This is a genomic window from Micromonospora sp. NPDC050417, from assembly GCF_044458865.1.
Lineage (GTDB): Bacteria > Actinomycetota > Actinomycetes > Mycobacteriales > Micromonosporaceae > Micromonospora_G.
The window spans coordinates 124927-143330 of sequence record NZ_JBITIH010000003.1 but is presented as its reverse complement, the minus strand read 5'-3'; the positions used below and the strand labels follow the sequence as shown (position 1 = coordinate 143330).

The following is an 18404-nucleotide window of genomic DNA, read 5'->3' as shown; positions in this document are numbered from 1 at the left end:
AACAAGCCAAATCGGGTAACGGTTGGGTAACCGAGGTGGATCTTCCGGATAGGACAGACAAAACCGCAGCCCTTTTGTTCGTTGGCTGAGGGTCACGCGGGGGTGGCGGCGAGTGTGACCGCTCGCCCCCACGGGGCCCCTGTGACGCGCGACCCTCTTGGCGGATCCGGTCCGCCGTCGTAGTGTGGTCGGCAAGTAACCCACGGGAGTCCGGTGAACCGGGCTGAGAGGGGGGCTGGAAGCCCCCGACCGTCGAACCTGATCCGGGTAATGCCGGCGCAGGGAGGAGCGTTGCCGTGCCCTCACTGGGACGACTGCATCTCATCACCGACACCCGTACCGGGCGTGATCCCATCGCCACGGTACGTGCCGCACTGGCCGTCGCCGGGCCCGAACTCGTGGTCCAGGTACGCGTCGAGGACGACGCCACCGACCGCGAGGCGTACGAGCTCGCCCGGCGGATCGTCGAACTCTGCACCCCGGCCGGCGCGACCTGCCTGGTCAACGACCGGCTGCACGTGGCGCTCGCGGTGCACGCCGCCGGAGGGCACGTCGGGGCACTGGACCTGCCGGTCACAGCCGCCCGGCGGGTGCTCGGGCCGGACGCGCTGCTCGGTGCCACCGCCCGGGTTCCCGCCACCGCCCTCGACGCGGTCGCCGACGGCGCCAGCTACCTCGGTGTCGGACCCTGTTACGCCACCACCACCAAGGACGGGCTGCCGGAACCGATCGGACCGGCAGGTGTCGGACGGGTCGCCACGGCGGTGGGCGTACCGGTCATCGCGATCGGCGGGGTGACCGCCGAGCGGGTGCCGGCGCTGCTCGCCGCCGGGGCGTACGGGGTGGCCGTGGTCGGTGCCGTCTCCGGTGCCGCCGACCCTTCCCGGGCCACCACCGAACTGCTCACCGCGCTCGGTCGCACCGGAGCCCCGACATGTTAGGAAGGGCCCCCTATACAACGGAATCCGATAACAAGGGGCCCTTCCTTACCGCCCGGCGGGCGGATGTGGCGGTGGTGGGGGGTGGGCCGATCGGGTTGGCCGTGGCGTGGCGGGCGGCGTCGCGGGGGATGCGGGTGCTGCTGCACGACCCCGACCCCGGCAGCGGTGCCGCCGGGGTGGCGGCCGGCATGCTCGCCCCGGTCGCCGAGGCATCCTTCGGCGAGGAGGAGCTGACCCGGCTGCTGCTCGATTCCGCCGCCCGCTGGCCCGACTTCGCCACCGAGGTCGCCGCCGCCGCAGGACTCGCCGACAGCGCCGAACTGGGTTACCGCACCGAGGGCACGCTGGTGGTCGGCCGGACCGCCGACGACCTCGCCGAGGCGCGTCGGCTCTGGTCGTACCAGCAGGGGCTCGGGTTGCCGATCACCGCGCTGAACGCCACTGAACTACACGACCGGGAACCGTTGCTCGCACCTCGCGTACGCGGCGGCGCACACGCCCCCGACGACCACCAGGTCGATCCTCGGCGGCTGGTCACCGCCCTGCGTACGGCGGCCGAGACCGCCGGGGTGGTGTTCGTGCCGTCGACCGTTCGCGGGCTCGACGAACTCGACGCCGGCACGGTCGTCGTCGCCGCCGGCTGTGGTGCGGCCGAGCTGACCGGGCTGCCGATCCGGCCGGTGAAGGGGCAGATCCTCCGGCTTCGCGCCCCCGGCGGGGAGGCGCCCGGCTTCCGGCACGTGATCCGGGGATACGCCGACGGCCGCTCGGTCTACCTGGTGCCCCGGCACGACGGCGAGGTGGTCGTCGGCGCGACCGTCGAGGAGCGCGGCGACACCACGGTCACCGCCGGTGGCGTACGCGACCTGCTCCACGCGGCGACCGAACTCGTGCCGGAACTCGCCGAGTACGAGCTGGTCGAGGCGGTCGCCGGGCAGCGGCCCGGTACGCCCGACAACGCCCCGCTCATCGGCCCACTGGCCGGCCACCCCCACGTGGTCGTCGCGACCGGGCACTACCGGCACGGCATCCTGCTGACCCCGGTGACCGCGGACCTCGTCGTCGACCTGCTCGAAAGCGGCGTACCCGATCCGGTACTGGCCCCGTTCGCCCCGGACCGCTTCGGCGGACATCGGTCGGCACCGGCGAAACCCGGGCTGGCCGGACCCGGCTCGGGTCGACCCGAGCTGACGGAACCGGGGTTCGCAGATCCTGAGCTGGCACTTCCTGGGCCGGCACGTGCTGGGCGGGCGACGTCCGGACCGGTGAGAGAGGAGATCCGGTGAGCGGAGAGGGTGAGGTTTCGGTGGAGCTGACCGTGAACGGTACGGACCACAGGCTGCCCGGTGGTGTGACCGTCGCCGAACTGGTCGCCACGGTGACCGGGCAGAGCCGAGGGGTGGCGGTCGCGGTCAACGGCGAGGTGGTGCCTCGTACCGGCTGGCCGACGGCGGTGCTGCACAGCGGGGACCGGGTCGAGGTACTGACCGCGGCCCAGGGCGGCTGAGCCCGATGTCGCAAGAGGAACCCGGGCGGGGAAGCGTACCGGTGACGGGCCCGACCCAACCGGGGTCGGTCGCCGCACCGGTGACGACCCCGTTCGAGCTGGGTGGGGAGACGTTCGGGTCGCGGCTGATCCTCGGCACCGGCGGTGCGGCCAACCTGCACGTACTGGAGCAGGCGATTCGGGCCAGCGGCACCGAACTGGTCACCGTCGCGCTGCGTCGGGTCGACAGCGCCGCCACCATGCACGGCGGGCTGCTGGACGTCCTCGACCGGTGCGGCGTACGACTGCTGCCGAACACCGCCGGCTGTTACACCGCCGCCGAGGCGGTCAAGGTCGCCCGGCTCGCCCGCGAGGCGTTCGACACCTCGTGGGTGAAACTGGAGGTGATCGGCGATGACCGGACACTGCTGCCCGACGCGGTCGAACTCCTGCACGCCGCCGACCAGCTCGTCGCCGACGGCTTCACCGTGCTGCCGTACACCAGCGACGATCCGGTGCTCGCCCGGCGGCTCGCCGAGGCGGGCTGTGCCGCGGTGATGCCCGCCGGTGCGCCGATCGGCTCCGGCCTCGGGATCGGCAACCCCCACCACATCCGGCTGATCCGGCAGAGCGTGGAGGTGCCGGTCATCCTCGACGCCGGCATCGGCACCGCCTCCGACGCGGCACTCGCCATGGAACTCGGCTGCGACGGGGTGCTGCTCGCCAGCGCCGTGACCCGGGCCGCCGAGCCGGTACGGATGGCGACCGCGATGCGGTACGCCGTCGAGGCTGGCTGGCTCGCCGCACGCTCCGGGCGTATTCCACGACGTTTCCACGCGCTGGCGTCGAGCCCCGACGAGGGGCGGCCGGAGCTGTGACCGCTCCGGTGCGTCGACCGGGTCCGGACACCAGTCAGTGGGCGCCGGCCCGGCGAGCGGGAGTGCCGAGCGGGCTGGTGGTCGTCACCGACCGGCGCCTGGCACGTGCCCCGCTGCCCCAGGTGGTGCGGGCGGCGGTGGCCGGCGGTGCGCGCTGGGTCCTGCTCCGGGAGAAGGACCTGCCCCGCGACGAGCGGTTGGCGCTCGCCGACGAACTGCGGCAGATCCTCGCCCCGGCCGGCGGGACGCTGCTGGTCGCCGGAGCCGACCCGCTCGGCGGGGACGCGGTGCACCTGGCGTCGGCCGGACCGTACCCACCGCCTGAACTGCCCCTGGTCGGCCGTTCCTGCCACGACGCGGCGGAACTGCTCCGCCTCACCACGGAGGACTACGTGACCCTCTCCCCGGTCTTTCCCAGCCCGTCGAAACCCGGTTACGGCCCGCCGCTGCGGCCGGTCGGCCTGGCGCGGCTGGCCCGGCGTACGTCGGTCCCGGTACTCGCGCTCGGCGGAGTCACCGACGCCGAACAGGTCGCCGCCTGCATGGTGGCGGGCGCGGCCGGGGTGGCGGTGATGGGCGCGGTGATGGGCGCCGACGATCCCGCCGAACTGGTCGCCCGACTCGTCCTCGCCACCGGGGACGGTGACCGGTGACCCCGCCGGTGGTGCTCACCGTCGCCGGCTCCGACTCCGGGGCCGGGGCCGGCATCCAGGCCGACCTGAAGGTCTTCGCGGCGCTCGGTGTCTACGGGACATCCGTGATCACCGCGCTCACCGCACAGAACACCCGTGAGGTACGCGCGGTCCTGCCGACCCCGGCCGACCTGGTCACCGCGCAGCTCGACGCGGTCCTGACCGACCTGCCCGTACAGGCGACAAAGACCGGGATGCTCGGCACCGAGGCGGTCGCGGACACGGTGGCGGCACATGCCCGAGCCGGGCTGTTGCCGAACCTGGTGGTTGATCCGGTTCTCGTCTCGACCAGCGGCCACCGGCTCGGCGTGGTCGCCGCGGTGGAGCGGCTGCTGCCGTACGCGCTGGTGGTGACCCCGAACCGGGAGGAGGCCGCGGCGCTCGTCGGACGCCCGGTGACCACGGTCGACGAGATGATCGCCGCCGCCGAGCGGATCGCCGCCCGAGGTCCCCGCCATGTGGTGGTGACCGGTGGCGGTGACGACGACACCGGTGCGGGCGGCGAGGCGGTGGACGTCCACTGGACCGGCGGCGAGTCCCGGCTGCTCCCCGGGGCATGGGTGGCCACCCGCAACACCCACGGCACCGGCTGCTCCTTCTCGGCCGCGATCGCGGCCCGGATCGCGCTCGGTGACGAGGTGCCGGCCGCGGTCGTCTTCGCCAAGGAGTACGTCGCCCGCGCGCTCGCCGGTGGGCGCGACTGGAAGTTGGGCACCGGCCATGGACCGCTGGACCACTTCGGTTGGTCCCGCTACTAGCAGGAGGTTTGCTATGCAGGCTCGTCGCAAGGTGTACGTGGAGGGATCGCGGCCGGACATCCGGGTCCCGTTCGCCGAGGTGGAGCTGGCCGGGGAGAACCCGCCGGTACGGCTGTACGACACCTCCGGCCCCGGCAGTGATCCGGAGGTCGGCCTGCCGGCGCTGCGCGGACCGTGGATCGCGGAGCGAGGTGACGTGGCGCCGGTACGCGGTGCCGGCACCCCGCTCGCCGGTGTGGACGGGCGCCGGCCGACCCAGTTGGCGTACGCCCGGGCCGGGATCGTCACGCCGGAGATGGAGTTCGTCGCGGTCCGGGAGAACCTCCCCGCCGAGCTGGTACGTGACGAGATCGCCCGGGGACGCGCGGTGCTTCCGCTCAACGTCAACCACCCCGAGGTGGAGCCGGCGATCATCGGCAGCCGCTTCCTGGTGAAGGTGAACGCCAACATCGGCACCTCGGCGGTCACCTCGTCGGTGGCGGAGGAGGTGGAGAAGCTCACCTGGGCGACGCGCTGGGGTGCGGACACGGTGATGGACCTCTCCACCGGCAAGCGGATCCACGAGACGCGGGAGGCGATCGTCCGCAACTCGCCGGTCCCGATCGGCACCGTGCCGATCTACCAGGCCCTGGAGAAGGTCGGCGGGGACCCGGTCAAGCTCTCCTGGGAGGTGTTCCGGGAGACCGTCATCGAGCAGGCCGAGCAGGGTGTCGACTACATGACGGTGCACGCCGGGGTGTTGATGCGGTACGTGCCGCTGGCGGTCGAGCGGGTCACCGGCATCGTCTCCCGGGGCGGCTCGATCATGGCGGCCTGGTGTCTGGCGCACCACGAGGAAAATTTCCTTTACACGAATTTCCGCGAACTGTGCGAGATTCTGTCCCGTTACGACGTGACGTTCTCCCTCGGCGACGGGCTGCGTCCCGGTTCGATCGCCGACGCCAACGACGAGGCGCAGTTCGCCGAGCTGCGTACCCTCGGCGAGCTGACGAAGATCGCCTGGGAGTACGACGTCCAGGTGATGATCGAGGGCCCGGGGCACGTGCCGATGCACAAGATCAAGGAGAACGTCGACCTCCAGCAGGAACTCTGCCAGGAAGCCCCGTTCTACACCCTCGGTCCACTGACGACGGACATCGCGCCCGCGTACGACCACATCACCTCCGCGATCGGCGCGGCGATGATCGGCATGTTCGGCACCGCCATGCTCTGCTACGTCACCCCGAAGGAGCACCTGGGGCTGCCGGACCGGGACGACGTCAAGGCCGGCGTGATCGCGTACAAGATCGCGGCGCACGCCGCCGACCTGGCCAAGGGGCACCCCGGTGCCCAGGTCTGGGACGACGCGCTCTCCAAGGCCCGGTTCGAGTTCCGCTGGGAGGACCAGTTCAACCTCTCGCTCGACCCGGAGACCGCGCGGGCGTACCACGACGCGACGCTCCCCGCCGAGCCGGCGAAGACCGCGCACTTCTGCTCGATGTGCGGCCCGAAGTTCTGCTCCATGAAGATCACCCAGGAGCTCAAGGAGTACGCCGCGCGCGGTATGCAGGACAAGTCGACCGAGTTCGTCGAGTCCGGCGGCAAGGTCTACCTGCCGCTGGCCTGACCTACCGCCCTCCGGGGCGCCGGGGACATCCGTCCCCGACAACCAGTTGATGACATTGGCGCGTCGTCCGTGACCGGGCGACGCGCCAATGTCGTGATCGGTCGACGGTACGGGGTGGGGTCAGTCGGCGTGGTGCCGGCCGGAGGAGCGGAGGGTACGACGCGCGCCACCGTCCCGGGACGGGACGTCCTCCGCCGGGCTCGGTGCGCCCAGGCCGCTGACCCAGTCCACGTACTCCTCGTCGGTCTCCGACACGGGGTGCTCCGTACGACCGCGTCCACGCGGCTCACGTTGCGCCGCTGGTTCGGCTGGGGCGTTGACCGGTCCGCCCGGTCCGGACTCGCTGCCGTCGTTGGTCTGCCGGTTGCGTCGGAACAGGCCGCGTCGTGGCCGAGCCGCCTTCCCCTCGACCTTCTCCTCGGCCGGCTCCTCGGTTGGTTGATGCGCCGGGAGTTCGGTCTCCGCCACGTCCGGTCGGTCAGCCTCCGCCTCGGTCCACTCCGTCTCCCGGGACAGGGTCGGCCGTTGCCGCTCCCGGTGCACCGGCACGGACTCCGGGTGCACGGACCCGGGTTCGCCGGAGGGATCGGCAGCGAACGCCGACCCGGGGTTGCCGACCGGCGCGGTGTGGGAGACGGGTTCGGAGGGAGTGAACCGTACCGGGGCGAAGATCGGCACCTGCGGTGTGGGCCGTTCCGTGTTCGGGACCGGCTCCGCCGGTACGGCGCGTGAACCGGTGTTGACCGGCTCGACCGGCGTGACCTGCTTGGGGGCGCTGGTCGGTTCCGGCGGTGTCCGCCTCGCGGTGCTGACCGGTTCGGGGGTGGTGAAGGGCTTGGCGGTGCTGACCGGTTCCGGGGTGGCGAAGGGCTTGGCGGTGCTGACCGGTTCGGGGGTGGCGAAGGGTTTCGCGGTGCTGACCGGTTCGGGGGTGGCGAAGGGTTTCGCGGTGCTCACCGGTTCCGGGGTGGCGAAGGAAGCGGCAGGGGAGACCGGCCTCGGAGTCTCGGTCCGATCCGTCTCCCACTCGGCGCGGACCTCGGAGCCGGACGGGGTCGAACGGTCCGGCACCTCGGAGGCGGCGGGTCCGCCGGAACCGCTCCGCTTCCCGGTCGCGAAGGCGTCCCAACCGCTGTCGGTACGTTCCTCGAACGGTTCGTGCGGGTCGGCAGTAGCCGGCCAGTAGTCCGAGGTCGCCAGGGTGGCGAGAGTCGGGTCGGCCCACTCGGGCTCCGGCCGGCGGGGCTGCGGTGCTGGTGGCGTTGTCGGCATCGGTGGCGTTGTCGGCATTTCGCCCTGGGTCGCCTCGGTCCGCGAGCGCGGCGGGCTGGACGCGGCCGTGCGTTCGGGTGTGCCCAGGTCGCTCGCCGTCACCGTCCAGCCCGACTCCGTGGGCGGGGTGCGCTCGTCGGCCGGGCCTCCGTCGGCGTCCCGGCCTTCGTGGGTGTCGAGAGAGGAGGGACGGGTGGGGAGGTGGTCGGTCTCGCTCGGTCGGCGCTGACCCGGAATGCTGGACGGGTCGACCGTCCGGGACTCCGGCTCGCGGATGCTCGTGGACTCGACCCAGGTCCCGGTCGCGGCGGTGGCCCAGGACTCGGTGGCGCGGTCGGCCCGTTCCGCCGTCGCCGGGTAGGGCGGTGCGCCGGTGGATCGGTCGGTCCAGGTATCGGCTGGAAGGTCCGGCTCAACCGCGCCCGGCTCGGCGGCGCGTACCCGTTGCAGGATCTCGGTCGGTTCCAGCGGACCCGACGCGGCCGTCTCCGTGGTCAGTGGCCAGCGCATCAGCGCGGCGAGCACCGACCCGAGGGCGCCCGCTCCGACCGCGACCAGCGCGCCCCAGTAGGGCGCCGCCTGGTACTTGTCGCTGGAGCCACCGGGACCGGCGGTGAGATAGGCCAGGGCGAGCAGCGCCGGGCCGACCGCGCCGGTGCTCGCGACGACCGCCGTCGGGTGCCCCCGGAAGCGGGCCAACGCGCCGCTGACCGCGCCGGCGACCAGGGCCAGCGCCGGCATCGTCACCACCGCGAGCCGTTGGGTGGTGCCGGCCCCGAGCCAGGCCGGGTCGGGCACCCCGAGACGTACGGCGGGTAGCGGGTCGGTCGGGCCCAGTGACGGCATCACCGAGATCAGTGCCAACAGCCAGATCCCGCCGGTCAGCGTGGCGATGTTCCAGCTGATCGGGGACTGGCTGAGGGCGGCCAGTGCCGCCACGAGCCCGACCAGCGCACCCAGCCCGGCGACCAGACCGGTGGCGAACACCGGGTCGACCGAGGCCACCTCCGCGGCGCGGGCCGGTTGCATGGAGAGCGGGGCGACCGAACCAGCGCCGAGTGCGGCGGCGGCGGCCAGTGCCAATCGGGTGGCGAGGGTGGGACGGTAGGCGTACCTCCGGGCCAACCGGTCCGCGACCACCGCCCCGACGACCGCGGCCACCATGGTGAACCAACCCACCCAGGTGAGTTGCGCGGTCCAGTGGCTGGCCGTGGTCGCGTCGAAGGTACGGGCGAACCGCAGAATGCCGAAGCCGTACGCGAAGCCGAGTTGGCCCGCTCCGGCGAGTACGCCGACGCCGAGTGCGACGAGCAGCACCCTGCCCCAGGTCCGAAAGGCCATGCGGGGCAGGTTACGGCGCGTCGGGTCCGATCGCCACCCTGACGACAGCGCGTCGGCTACTACTTCGGCAGCCTGTCAGCGGGAGGCGCCGATCTGGGGCAGCACCTCGCTGGCGATGAGTTCCAGGTGGTCGAGGTCGTGCAGATCGGTCAGCCGCAGGTGCACGCGGCCGGTGCCGATCTCCGCGAACTCACCGATCCGCTCGACCAGTTGGGCCGGCGAACCGACTACCGGGTCCTCCGGCGGCAGGGCGCTCTTCTCGTGCAGTGGCGCTGCGCGGCGCTGGGCCTCGGCCTCGTTCCGGCCGATCGCCACCACGATGCCGGCGGAGAGCACCAGCGGGTCCAGCCCGTTCGCGGCCCGGTCCACCCGCTCGCACGCCGCGTGGACCCGCTCGTACGCCTCGGCGGTCTCCTTGACCGACTTGAACGGCATGTTGAACTCGTGCGCGTAGCGGGCGGCCAGCGCCGGCGTCCGCTTGAGGCCCTTGCCGCCGATGATGACCGGCGGCCCCGGCACCTGCACCGGCTTGGGCAGGGCGGGCGCGTCGACGAGCTGGTAGTGCTCGCCCTGGTGGGTGAAGCGCTCGCCGACCGGGGTACGCCAGAGGCCGGTCACCACGGCGAGCTGTTCCGCCAGGCGACCGAACCGCTCGCCGACGGGCGGGAACGGGATGCCGTACGCGAGGTGTTCCCGCTCGTACCAGCCGGCTCCGATGCCGAGGTCGACCCGGCCGCCGCTCATCTGGTCCACCTGGGCGACGATCACGGCCAGTGGGCCGGGCAGCCGGAAGGTGGACGAGGTGACCAGGGTGCCGAGCCTGATCCGGGAGGTCTCCCGGGCCAGGCCGGCCAGGGTGACCCAGGCGTCGGTCGGGCCGGGCAGACCGAGGTCCTCGCCCATCGCCTGGTAGTGGTCCGCGCGGAGCCAGCCATCGAACCCGCTGTCCTCGGCGAGTCGGGCCATTCGCAGTTGGTCGTCGTAGGTGGCGCCGCGATGCGGCTCGGTGAAGATGGATACTCGCACGTCAGTGACCTTTCGCTCCGGCCGTTGCCGGGGAGTCGCGCTCCATCAGAAGTTCGTGCAGATCCGCGCTGCAACGGGCAACCTCTTCGAGGTGGGCGTTCCGGCCCAGACTCCGTGGCCGCGGAATGTTGATGTCGACCACCTTGCGGAGGCGACCCGGGCGGGGGCTCAGCACGATCACCCGGTCGGCGAGTAGCACCGCCTCGTCGATCGAGTGGGTGACGAAGACGATCGTGGCGGCGTTCTCCATGTGCACCCGCTGCAGTTCCACCGACAGTTCCTCACGGGTGAGGGCGTCGAGGGCGGAGAACGGTTCGTCCATGAGCATTACCCGCGGATTGCCGATGAGTGAACGGCACAGTGAAACTCGCTGCTGCATCCCACCGGAGAGTTCGTGTGGCAGTCGCTTCTCGAAGCCACCGAGCCCGACCATCTCGAGCAACTCCATCGCGCGGGCCCGGTGACTCGCGCGGCGCCAACCGAAGATCTCCACCGGCAGCAGTACGTTGTCGAGCACTGTGCGCCACGGCAACAGTGCGGGGCGTTGAAAGAGCATCGCGATATCGCGTCGGGTCTTGGTGACCCGCTCACCGGCGACTGTGATCTCGCCCTCGGTCGGCGGAAGCAGTCCGGCGATAAGTCGGAGCAAAGTGGACTTTCCGCATCCGGACCGACCGACAATCGCCACGAATTCGCCCTGGGCCACGTCCAGATCGATGCCCCGGAGCGCCTCCACAGTGCCCGATCGGCCCGTGAAGGTGCGGGACACACCCGCTAGTCGGATCATCCGGAGGCTCCCCATCCAGCGTCGGCAGGTCAAACAGCCGTGCCAGGTTATCCGGATTGTCGACGTACGGACAGACCGGGGGGCGAATCCAGTTTGTTTCCGTTCCGCAACATGACATGCCTGGCGGGGCAAAGGTGGGGTTCTCGTACGCTGTGCCCGCGAAGTTTCCTTACCCACGGCACGGCGCCCACCCCCCGGCCCCGAGCCGCCCCGCCCCAAACGGCCCCTCCGTCGGTCGAAAGCCGCCGGTCGAAAGGAAATGGTGTTCATGAAAAGGCTGACTCGTACGATCGCCGTCGCCGCCCTGGCCAGCACTTTGGCCATCGCGAGCGGCTGCAGCGGCGCGGACGACTCCAAGAGCGCCGGTGGTTCCGGTGACGCCAAGACGCTGGAGAAGGTCACGTACCTGACCTCCTTCGCCAACTTCGGCCGTGACGCGTACGCGTACGTTGCCAAGGACAAGGGGTACTTCAAGGAGGCCGGCTTCGACGTTGACATCAAGCCCGGCAGCGGCACCCTGAACAACCTCAAGGCGATCGCCACCGGCACCGCGATGTTCACCCCGCTCGACCTCACCGGCATCCTGCAGGCGCGGGGTACCGGCAGCGCCGAGGCCAAGGAGGTGACGGTCGTCGCCGGCATCCAGCAGCGGACCATGGCGGCCATCATCACCCTGGACGACAAGGGCATCACCACCCCGAAGGACCTTGAGGGCAAGGAGCTCGCCGACAGCCCCAGCTCGGTGGTGCGCAACCTGTTCCCGACCTACGCCAAGCTCGCCGGCGTGGACGTGAGCAAGGTCACCTGGCGTGACGGCGACCCGGCGGGCCTGATCGGCCTGCTGGCCGGCGGCGCCACCCAGGGCATCGGCCAGTTCGTCGTGGGCAAGCCCACGGTCGAGGCGGCGGCGAAGGGCAAGAAGGCCGTCGTGCTGCCCTACAGCGACGTGATGACCGACCTGTACGGCAACGTGCTGGTCACCTCGAACAAGATCGCTAAGGAAGACCCGGAGAAGGTCAAGCGGTTCACCGCTGCGCTGATCAAGGGGCTGGTCGCGAGCATCGACAACCCCACCGAGGCCGGTCAGATCCTGAACAAGAACGTCCCGGCCGCGGCTGCCGCGCCGGCTGCCGCCGAGTGCGAGCTGATGGCGTCGTTCGTCCGCTCCGCCGGTTCTGGTGCGGCGGTCGGCACGATCGACATTGCCCGGGTGTCCCGGAGCATCGCGATCCTCCAGGGTGCCGGCGCCATCCCGCCGGGTCTGACCCCGGAGGACCTCATCGACGTCAACCTGACGCCGAAGGCCTGAGCGTTCCAGAGTTACGGGGGTACATCCACCGGTGCCACCGGTGGATGTACCCCCGCTCTGTCCCGGCCCCTGGCCGGACCGAATGAGGAGTGTGAAATCAAAGATGGCCGAGTTGACCGAGGTTCGACCCAGGGTGCGCACGGCCGTGCCCCGGGAACGTCGGGCCGGTAACTCAGTTGCCCGTCTGGTGGTCTGGCCGGTGGTCGGAATGGTGGTCACCGTCGTCGCGTGGTGGCTGGCGACGGACGTCTCCGCGCTGGTTCACCCCGCCGTGCTGCCGCCTCCGGGCGAGGTGCTCACGGCGTTCACCGCCAAGCCGAGTCTGCTGCTCGGCGGCATGGTGGAGACCGCCCTGGAGGTTCTGATCGGGTTCGTGCTCTCCGCGGTGGCCGGGATCCTGATCGGACTCGCGCTCTCCGCCTCACGGACCCTGGAGCGGATGTTCTCGCCGTTGCTGGTCGGGATCAACGCGATCCCGAAGGTGACGATCGCGCCGCTGCTGGTGTTCGCCTTCGGCTGGGGTCAGCAGCCGATCCTGATCATGGTGTTCCTGCTCTGCTTCTTCCCGATCGTGCTCGCCACCACGGCCGGGTTGAACGCCGCTCCGGCCGAGCTGGTCGAACTGGCCCGATCCCTGTCCGCCTCACGCTGGCAGGCCTTCCGCAAGATCCGGATGCCGGCCGCGCTGCCGCAGATCTTCGTCGGCCTGAAGGTGGCCATGCCGCTGGCCGCGATCGGCGCGGTGATCGGCGAGTTCCAGGCGGGTGCCGGGCGGGGACTGGGCACCCAGATCATTCAGTTCGGCGGGTCGGGCGACAGTGCTACCGCGTGGGTGGCGATCCTGCTGGTCGGGGTCATGAGCATCACGCTCTACTACGCGCTGGTCCTGGTCGAACACCTCGCGCTGCCCTGGGTACGGGAGACCACCTCGTCGCGCTGAGTCGTGCCTCGACCGTCCGGCTGTCGCGGCCGGGAACGGTCGGACCGCGGGTACAACCGGCGGCGGCCACGGTCCCGACCCGTCACCCGGGTCCGGGACCGTGGCCGCCGAGGAGCGTTCCGGTCAGCTGGCCAGGCGCCAGCGGCCACCACGGGCCACCAGCATGCTCAGCGCCTGCGGCATGAGGCCGGAGTGGTTGTCCGGGGTCAGCCGGATGGGGCCGGAGAGGCCGTCCATCTGCGACGTCTCCAGCACGTCCCGCAGCCCGTCCCGATTGACACCCTCGCTGGTGCTGTCGGCCCGTACCGCCGCGTCGGTGAGGAGCTGTAGCGCGTCGGCGGCGAACGAGGAGGCGCCGTGGTAGCCGCCGAACCGGGCGGTGTAGTCCCGGAACCACTGCTTGCGAGCTGCCTTCGCGGGCGTGGTGGCGATGACGTCATCGATCACCATTGTCTGGCTGAAGACCATTTTCGTGTCCTCGGCCGCGACACCTCCCTGCCCCTCCAGGAACAGGTCGCCGGCGGCGTGGGCGTCGAAGTACAGGCCACCCTTGAAATCGTCCGCCTTCGCCTGCGTGGCGGCCAGGAGGGATTGTTCGGAGTTGGTCCACACGACGATCGCGTCCGATTTGGCCTCGACCAAGGCGCTCACCGCCGCGGTGAGATCGGTCTCGCCGGCTCTGATCGCCTCAGTAGCGGCAATTTTGATCCCGGCCTTCTCCAGTTCACCCTTCATCGCGGTGTGTCCGTCACGGCCGTAGGCGTCATCGGTGTAGATCACACCGACGTCCTTGACTTTGGTTGGGGAGAGCTTCAGTTCGGAGACCAGGGTGGCGGCGCTGTCGAGTGCGTTCGGTGCGAGTTTGAACACATAGCGCCGATCGCTGATCGGGGTCGCCACTTCGTTGGCCGAGGCCAAGGCGATGGTGGGGATCTTCTTCTCGTTGATGGTCTTTGCCGCGGCGACCGCACAGGCGTCACAGCTACCCATGATGATGGCGCTGACCGAGGGGTCGTTCGCGAACTCACCGATGTTGCGCAGTGATTCGTTCGGGTCGGAACGGTTGTCCTTGACCTTGAGCGAGAGGGTCCGGCCACCGAGTACGCCGGACGCGTTGATCTGTTCGACCTTGAGTTCCAGGGCGCGTTGGTACGCCTCGCCCGCCGGCGCCGCCGCGCCGGAGAGTTCCAGGTCGGCACGGATGACGATCTCGCCGGTTTGCTGCGGATCGTCGCTGAACTGGCAACCGGTGAGCGACGTGGCCAGAATGGCCGAGGCGAGCACCGTGAGTGTCGCGGAGCGGATGGGCGTCAACTCAGTCCTCCATGTGCGCGGCTAGGGCGGGGTGCCCGGTCACCGGCGACGAATTCCGTCCTCAGTAGAAGGACGGGGGTGGTCTGTCGTACGGTGTGCGCGAAGCCTTCAAACCTGGAAAACCTTGCCAATGGCGAGCGCCCGGGTCAAGCGGGCGTTGTCGAGCATGTTTCAGGACGGTGATCCTACATTCGGGACACCGATCCCACATGTTGGCCGCGGCCGGCGTTTGCGGGCCTTAACTTTCCAGATGCAAGCGACCACTCTGACGATATTTGCCCAGTTCACGGGGCCTGTCAAAAGAAGGGATTCGGTGAGCAGAGTAGTGGTTCAGTCTCGTCCGACCGATTCCTGCCGTACCGCCGCTTCCCAAATCGGCCTGCTTCTGATGAAATCGCGGCCGTGCCGCGTGCGGCCCCATCCGTGGCAGCAGGCACCGGAGGGCTGGCCACGCGTGGAAGAAACGACGGAGGCGATGTCGTGAGCACCGGACCTACGACCCTGCCCGAAAACGGCCCGCCGGAACACGGGGCGCGGCGCCGCTGGTTTCCCCGACTGCGGGACACCAGGATTCGGTCCAAACTTGCGCTCATCCTGGTGGTGCCAGTCGCGGCGGTCCTCGCGCTGGCCACGGTCCGTTTGGTCGACGTCGGCCGGACGGCCTTGGACGCGAACATGATCCGGTCGTTGACCGCGCTCTCGACCGACGTGTCGGCGCTGACCCAGGATCTGCACAAGGAGCGAATGGCAGCGGCGGTTTACCTTGCCGACCCGGGCACCGACCCGGAGCAGTACAACCTGGCGGTCCGCCGTACGGACGAGCGGATCACCGCGTACTCCGACGAGCGCAACAGCATCGGCAACGTGCCGGAGTCGATGCGGGCGCGGATCGACAAGATTGACGACCACCTGGAAACCCTGAACGGCACCCGCCAGGAGGTGCTCGACCGCAAGCAGATGCTCGTCGTCGAGGCGGTGCTGCGCTACGGCGTGATCATTACCGACCTCGGGGACTACGGCGAAACGCTGGGTGAACTCTCCGGTGAGGGCCGGGTGGCGGACAGCCTTCGTGCCGTCGCCGCCTTCGCCCGTGCCAAGGCGGGCGCCGCGGAGGAACAGGCGGTGGGTTACACCGCTCTGCGGTCGGGTCAGCTCGACGAGGAGCAGTTCTCCGCGTTCCTGGCCACCCAGACCAGCCAGCAGGAGGCGTTGGCCTCCTTCGAGCTGGCCGCCTCCGCGAGCCAGAACGAACTGGTGGACCGGACCTACAGCGGTGACGCGGTCACCCTGGCGGAGCGGGCCGCCTCCGACGTCGGCCGTGCGGTCAACTCGCCGACCTCGCCCGCCTTCGCCAAGACCACGTCGGACGCGATCGGCGCGGTCATCGACCTGATGCGCTGGGCGGAAATCCAGCTTGAGGTCGAGCTGCTCGCCCAGGCGGACCAGGCCCAGTCGGACGTGGTCCAGCAGGCCGTGATCGAGTCGATCGTGGTGTTGATCACGCTGATCGTCGCCATCGCGCTCGCCGTGGTGCTGGCCCGGTCACTCAACGCCTCGCTGCGGAAACTACGTGAGGGCGCCCTCTCGGTGGCCAACCACGACCTGCCCGACGCGGTCAGCCGGCTGCAGAACGTCGGCAGCATCGGCGACGGCGGCGTGGAGGAGATCGTCCGCCAGGTCCGGGACCCGATCCGGTTGGACAACCGGGACGAGGTCGGACAGGTGGCGCTAGCCTTCAACGTCGTACACCGGGAAGCCGTCCGGGTCGCGGCGGAACAGGCCGCCCTGCGGACCAGCGTCTCGGCCATGTTCCTCAACCTGGCACGTCGAAGCCAGGCGCTGGTCGACCGCATGATCGGCGAACTCGACATGATCGAGCGTGGCGAGGAGGACCCGAAGCGGCTGGCCCAGCTCTTCGAACTGGACCACCTGGCCACCCGAATGCGCCGCAACGACGAGAACCTGTTGGTGCTCGCCGGCGCCGACTCGACCGCGCCCCGGCGCGACGACGCGCTCCTGGTGGACGCGTTGCGGGCCGCGCAGTCCGAGGTCGAGGCGTACAACCGGATCGAGTTCGGCACGGTCGACACGGACATCTCGGTGGCCGCGCACGCGGTCAACGACGTGGTCCGGCTCGTCGCCGAACTGCTCGACAACGCGACCCGCTTCTCCTCGCCGAACACGGTCGTGGTCGCCGACGCACGGCGGATCCGCGACTACGTCCTGATCCAGGTCGAGGACCGGGGTCTGGGGCTGAGCGAGGAACAGCTCGACGCGCTCAACCGCCGGTTGGCGGCTCCGCCGACGGTGGACGTGGCCGCGTTCCGGCTGATGGGTCTCGCCGTGGTCAGCCGCCTCGCCTCCCGGTACGGCATCCGGGTGGAGCTGCGCCGCAACGTCGAGGGTGGAACGGTCGCCCAGGTGACCCTGCCCAGCGACACCGTGGTGCTGCCGCAACTGCGGGGTCGCGAACCGCTCGCGACCCGACCCCGTCAGCCGCTCGCGGTCGAACCGGGTCCGGCCGCCGCACTGCCGGCCGCGCCGGCCTGGTCGGAGCCGATGGCACCGGCCGGTGCCCGCAGTTCTGCCGCCACCCTCACCGATCAGTGGCGGACCACCCCGCCGGCCCCGCCGGTCCCGGCGCCGGCCCAGCCTCCCGTGCAGTGGCAGACCGCCGACGTACGGGACAACACCTTCCAGGTCGGCGCCACCACCGCGCCGTCCACCCAGCACATGGCGGTGCAGCCGACGGCCGCCCACCCGCTGGTGACCCCGCCGACCGTGCACGCCAGCCTGGCGCCGCCGGTCGACACCCACGCCGGATCGCCGACCATGGCGTACCCGACGGTTCGTTCACTGCCGCAGCGGACCGCCGGCGCCTCGGCGGTCCCGAGCGCGACCCCGGCAGTCCCGGCACCCTCCGCCGGACTGCCGGCCGGGCCGGTCGCCGGCCTGGTCGCCGCCACTCCGCCGGCTCCGGTGGCCCCCGCGCCTCGGGTGGAACAGCCGGGCGAGGCGCCCATCTTCCGCGAGATGGAAGCGGTCTGGTTCCGTTCCCACGGACAGGACTCGACCGCGATTTTCAATGTTCCCCCGGGGGGTTACCAGACCCCGCCGGCACCGGCCGTGCCGGCGCCCCGGGCCGCCGAACCGGCGGCCCAGCGCGCCAGCCTCGCCGAGAGCGTCGCGGCTCGTGGTCGGGCCACGCTGCCGGCCCGCACTCCCGGCCAGACCAGCACGACCGGATACGGGGGACAGCCGGCCGCGCCGGTTCGGGCTCCGGAGCCGGCGCCGCCGGTGCTGACCCCGGAACCGGTGGCAGCACCCGTCGGCCCCGGTAGCGAGGCGTGGCGGACGGCGGCGGACGAAGGCTGGGCCCGCGCCACCCGCGCGGCCGAGCCGGCCAACGCCGGCACCACCCGGTCGGGCCTGCCCAAGCGGGTGCCGCAGGCACAACTCGTACCGGGAGGCGTCGAGACCAAACCCGGTCAGGCGCCGAGCCGCCGAACCCCGGACGAGGTACGGGGACTGCTGTCCGCCTACCACCGCGGTGTGCAACGCGGCCGTACGGCCGGCAGTGAGCAGAACGGCACGACATCAACCAAGGAGACGAGCCGATGAACAGGCCAGCAGCGATGCAGGACATGGGTTGGCTGCTCAGCAACTTCGCCGACAGTGTGGCGGGGATCGCGCACGTGGTGGCCGTCTCGGCCGACGGGCTGCTTCTCGCCTCCTCGCGGGACCTGCCGCAGGACCGCGCGGACCAGCTTGCCGCGATCACCTCCGGCGTGGTCAGTCTGACCGATGGCGCTTCCCGGATGTTCAGCGCCGGTGGAGTGCTCCAGACCGTCATCGAGATGGACAGCGGATACCTGTTCCTCATGTCCATCAGCGACGGTTCCTCGATGGCCGTGCTGGCCGCCCGGAGTTGCGATGTCGGTCAGGTGGGCTACGAGATGGCGCTCCTGGTCGAGCGGGTGGGCGCCGCGCTGGTGCCATTGCCACGTGAGGCGGTCGTTCGCCCCTAGTACGGATGTGACCAAGGACGGATGTC

At 70.8% G+C, this 18404-nt stretch carries 15 protein-coding genes and 1 riboswitch; of the genes, 11 read left to right on the top strand and 4 right to left on the bottom strand.

All coding sequences use genetic code 11. The features are described 5' to 3' along the window. The first annotated feature begins 192 nt into the window (after nt 1–192). A riboswitch (TPP riboswitch) is annotated at nt 193–302 on the top strand. From thiE to thiC, 7 genes are all read left to right on the top strand, one after another. Then, nucleotides 297–941: a thiamine phosphate synthase gene (thiE, locus tag ACIBF5_RS05790; RefSeq protein ID WP_396808511.1), complete on the top strand. Its 645-nt coding sequence runs from the start codon at nt 297–299 to the stop codon at nt 939–941. (Overlaps the previous riboswitch by 6 nt.) Next, nucleotides 935–2227 (top strand): glycine oxidase ThiO, encoded by a 1293-nt coding sequence (thiO, locus tag ACIBF5_RS05785; RefSeq protein ID WP_396808509.1) that lies wholly within the window; start codon nt 935–937, stop codon nt 2225–2227. The genes thiE and thiO overlap by 7 nt, the downstream gene beginning before the upstream one ends. Before the next feature lie 20 nt (nt 2228–2247). Then, a complete protein-coding gene (gene thiS / locus ACIBF5_RS05780) occupies nt 2248–2448 on the top strand; it encodes a sulfur carrier protein ThiS (RefSeq protein WP_396808842.1) in 201 nt (66 codons plus the stop codon). Between the two features lie 80 nt (nt 2449–2528). Continuing rightward, nucleotides 2529–3305, top strand: a complete 777-nt coding sequence (locus ACIBF5_RS05775) for a thiazole synthase (protein ID WP_396808840.1) — start codon at nt 2529–2531, stop codon at nt 3303–3305. A gap of 62 nt (nt 3306–3367) precedes the next feature. Further along, nucleotides 3368–3958, top strand: a complete 591-nt coding sequence (locus ACIBF5_RS05770) for a thiamine phosphate synthase (protein WP_396808838.1) — start codon at nt 3368–3370, stop codon at nt 3956–3958. Continuing rightward, on the top strand, nt 3955–4755 hold the full coding sequence (gene thiD / locus ACIBF5_RS05765; protein ID WP_396808507.1) for a bifunctional hydroxymethylpyrimidine kinase/phosphomethylpyrimidine kinase: 801 nt from the start codon (nt 3955–3957) through the stop codon (nt 4753–4755). The genes ACIBF5_RS05770 and thiD overlap by 4 nt, the downstream gene beginning before the upstream one ends. Before the next feature lie 13 nt (nt 4756–4768). After that, nucleotides 4769–6361, top strand: coding sequence for a phosphomethylpyrimidine synthase ThiC (thiC, locus tag ACIBF5_RS05760; RefSeq protein ID WP_396808505.1), 1593 nt, complete (start codon nt 4769–4771; stop codon nt 6359–6361). A 120-nt stretch (nt 6362–6481) separates the two neighbouring features. Here thiC and ACIBF5_RS05755 read toward each other — a convergent pair whose 3' ends face one another. From ACIBF5_RS05755 to ACIBF5_RS05745, 3 genes are all read right to left on the bottom strand, one after another. Continuing rightward, the gene (locus ACIBF5_RS05755; RefSeq protein ID WP_396808504.1) at nt 6482–8974 is read right to left on the bottom strand and encodes a hypothetical protein; all 2493 of its coding nucleotides are present in this window, start codon (nt 8972–8974) and stop codon (nt 6482–6484) included. Nucleotides 8975–9049: 75 nt separating this feature from the next. Beyond that, entirely contained in the window at nt 9050–10000 is a 951-nt protein-coding gene (locus ACIBF5_RS05750; protein ID WP_396808502.1) for an LLM class F420-dependent oxidoreductase, read from the bottom strand. A gap of 1 nt (nt 10001) precedes the next feature. Continuing rightward, entirely contained in the window at nt 10002–10787 is a 786-nt protein-coding gene (locus ACIBF5_RS05745) for an ABC transporter ATP-binding protein (protein ID WP_396808500.1), read from the bottom strand. Nucleotides 10788–11055: 268 nt separating this feature from the next. On the opposite strand from ACIBF5_RS05745, the gene ACIBF5_RS05740 reads away from it, so the two are divergent. Beyond that, nucleotides 11056–12096, top strand: a complete 1041-nt coding sequence (locus ACIBF5_RS05740; RefSeq protein WP_396808498.1) for an ABC transporter substrate-binding protein — start codon at nt 11056–11058, stop codon at nt 12094–12096. A gap of 112 nt (nt 12097–12208) precedes the next feature. Next, nucleotides 12209–13036, top strand: coding sequence for an ABC transporter permease (locus ACIBF5_RS05735; protein ID WP_396808836.1), 828 nt, complete (start codon nt 12209–12211; stop codon nt 13034–13036). A 123-nt stretch (nt 13037–13159) separates the two neighbouring features. On the opposite strand, the gene ACIBF5_RS05730 is transcribed toward ACIBF5_RS05735, so the two are convergent. After that, nucleotides 13160–14350 carry an ABC transporter substrate-binding protein gene (locus ACIBF5_RS05730; protein ID WP_396808496.1) on the bottom strand — a complete coding sequence of 397 codons (1191 nt, stop codon included), beginning with the start codon at nt 14348–14350 and terminating at the stop codon, nt 13160–13162. Between the two features lie 480 nt (nt 14351–14830). Here ACIBF5_RS05730 and ACIBF5_RS05725 point away from each other — a divergent pair, with 480 nt between their 5' ends. Together ACIBF5_RS05725 and ACIBF5_RS05720 are read left to right on the top strand one after the other, a co-directional pair. Further along, the gene (locus tag ACIBF5_RS05725) at nt 14831–17971 is read left to right on the top strand and encodes a nitrate- and nitrite sensing domain-containing protein (protein WP_396808494.1); all 3141 of its coding nucleotides are present in this window, start codon (nt 14831–14833) and stop codon (nt 17969–17971) included. Then, entirely contained in the window at nt 17968–18378 is a 411-nt protein-coding gene (locus tag ACIBF5_RS05720; protein ID WP_121158446.1) for a roadblock/LC7 domain-containing protein, read from the top strand. The genes ACIBF5_RS05725 and ACIBF5_RS05720 overlap by 4 nt, the downstream gene beginning before the upstream one ends. Nucleotides 18379–18404: the final 26 nt, after the last annotated feature.

Bases quoted from the DNA above. Each gene is read 5' to 3' on its own strand.
- thiO (WP_396808509.1), top strand. From the start codon at position 935: ATGTTAGGAAGGGCCCCCTATACAACGGAATCCGATAACAAGGGGCCC.
- thiC (WP_396808505.1), top strand. From the start codon at position 4,769: ATGCAGGCTCGTCGCAAGGTGTACGTGGAGGGATCGCGGCCGGACATC.
- ACIBF5_RS05755 (WP_396808504.1), bottom strand. From the start codon at position 8,974: ATGGCCTTTCGGACCTGGGGCAGGGTGCTGCTCGTCGCACTCGGCGTC.
- ACIBF5_RS05745 (WP_396808500.1), bottom strand. From the start codon at position 10,787: ATGATCCGACTAGCGGGTGTGTCCCGCACCTTCACGGGCCGATCGGGC.
- ACIBF5_RS05740 (WP_396808498.1), top strand. From the start codon at position 11,056: ATGAAAAGGCTGACTCGTACGATCGCCGTCGCCGCCCTGGCCAGCACT.
- ACIBF5_RS05720 (WP_121158446.1), top strand. From the start codon at position 17,968: ATGAACAGGCCAGCAGCGATGCAGGACATGGGTTGGCTGCTCAGCAAC.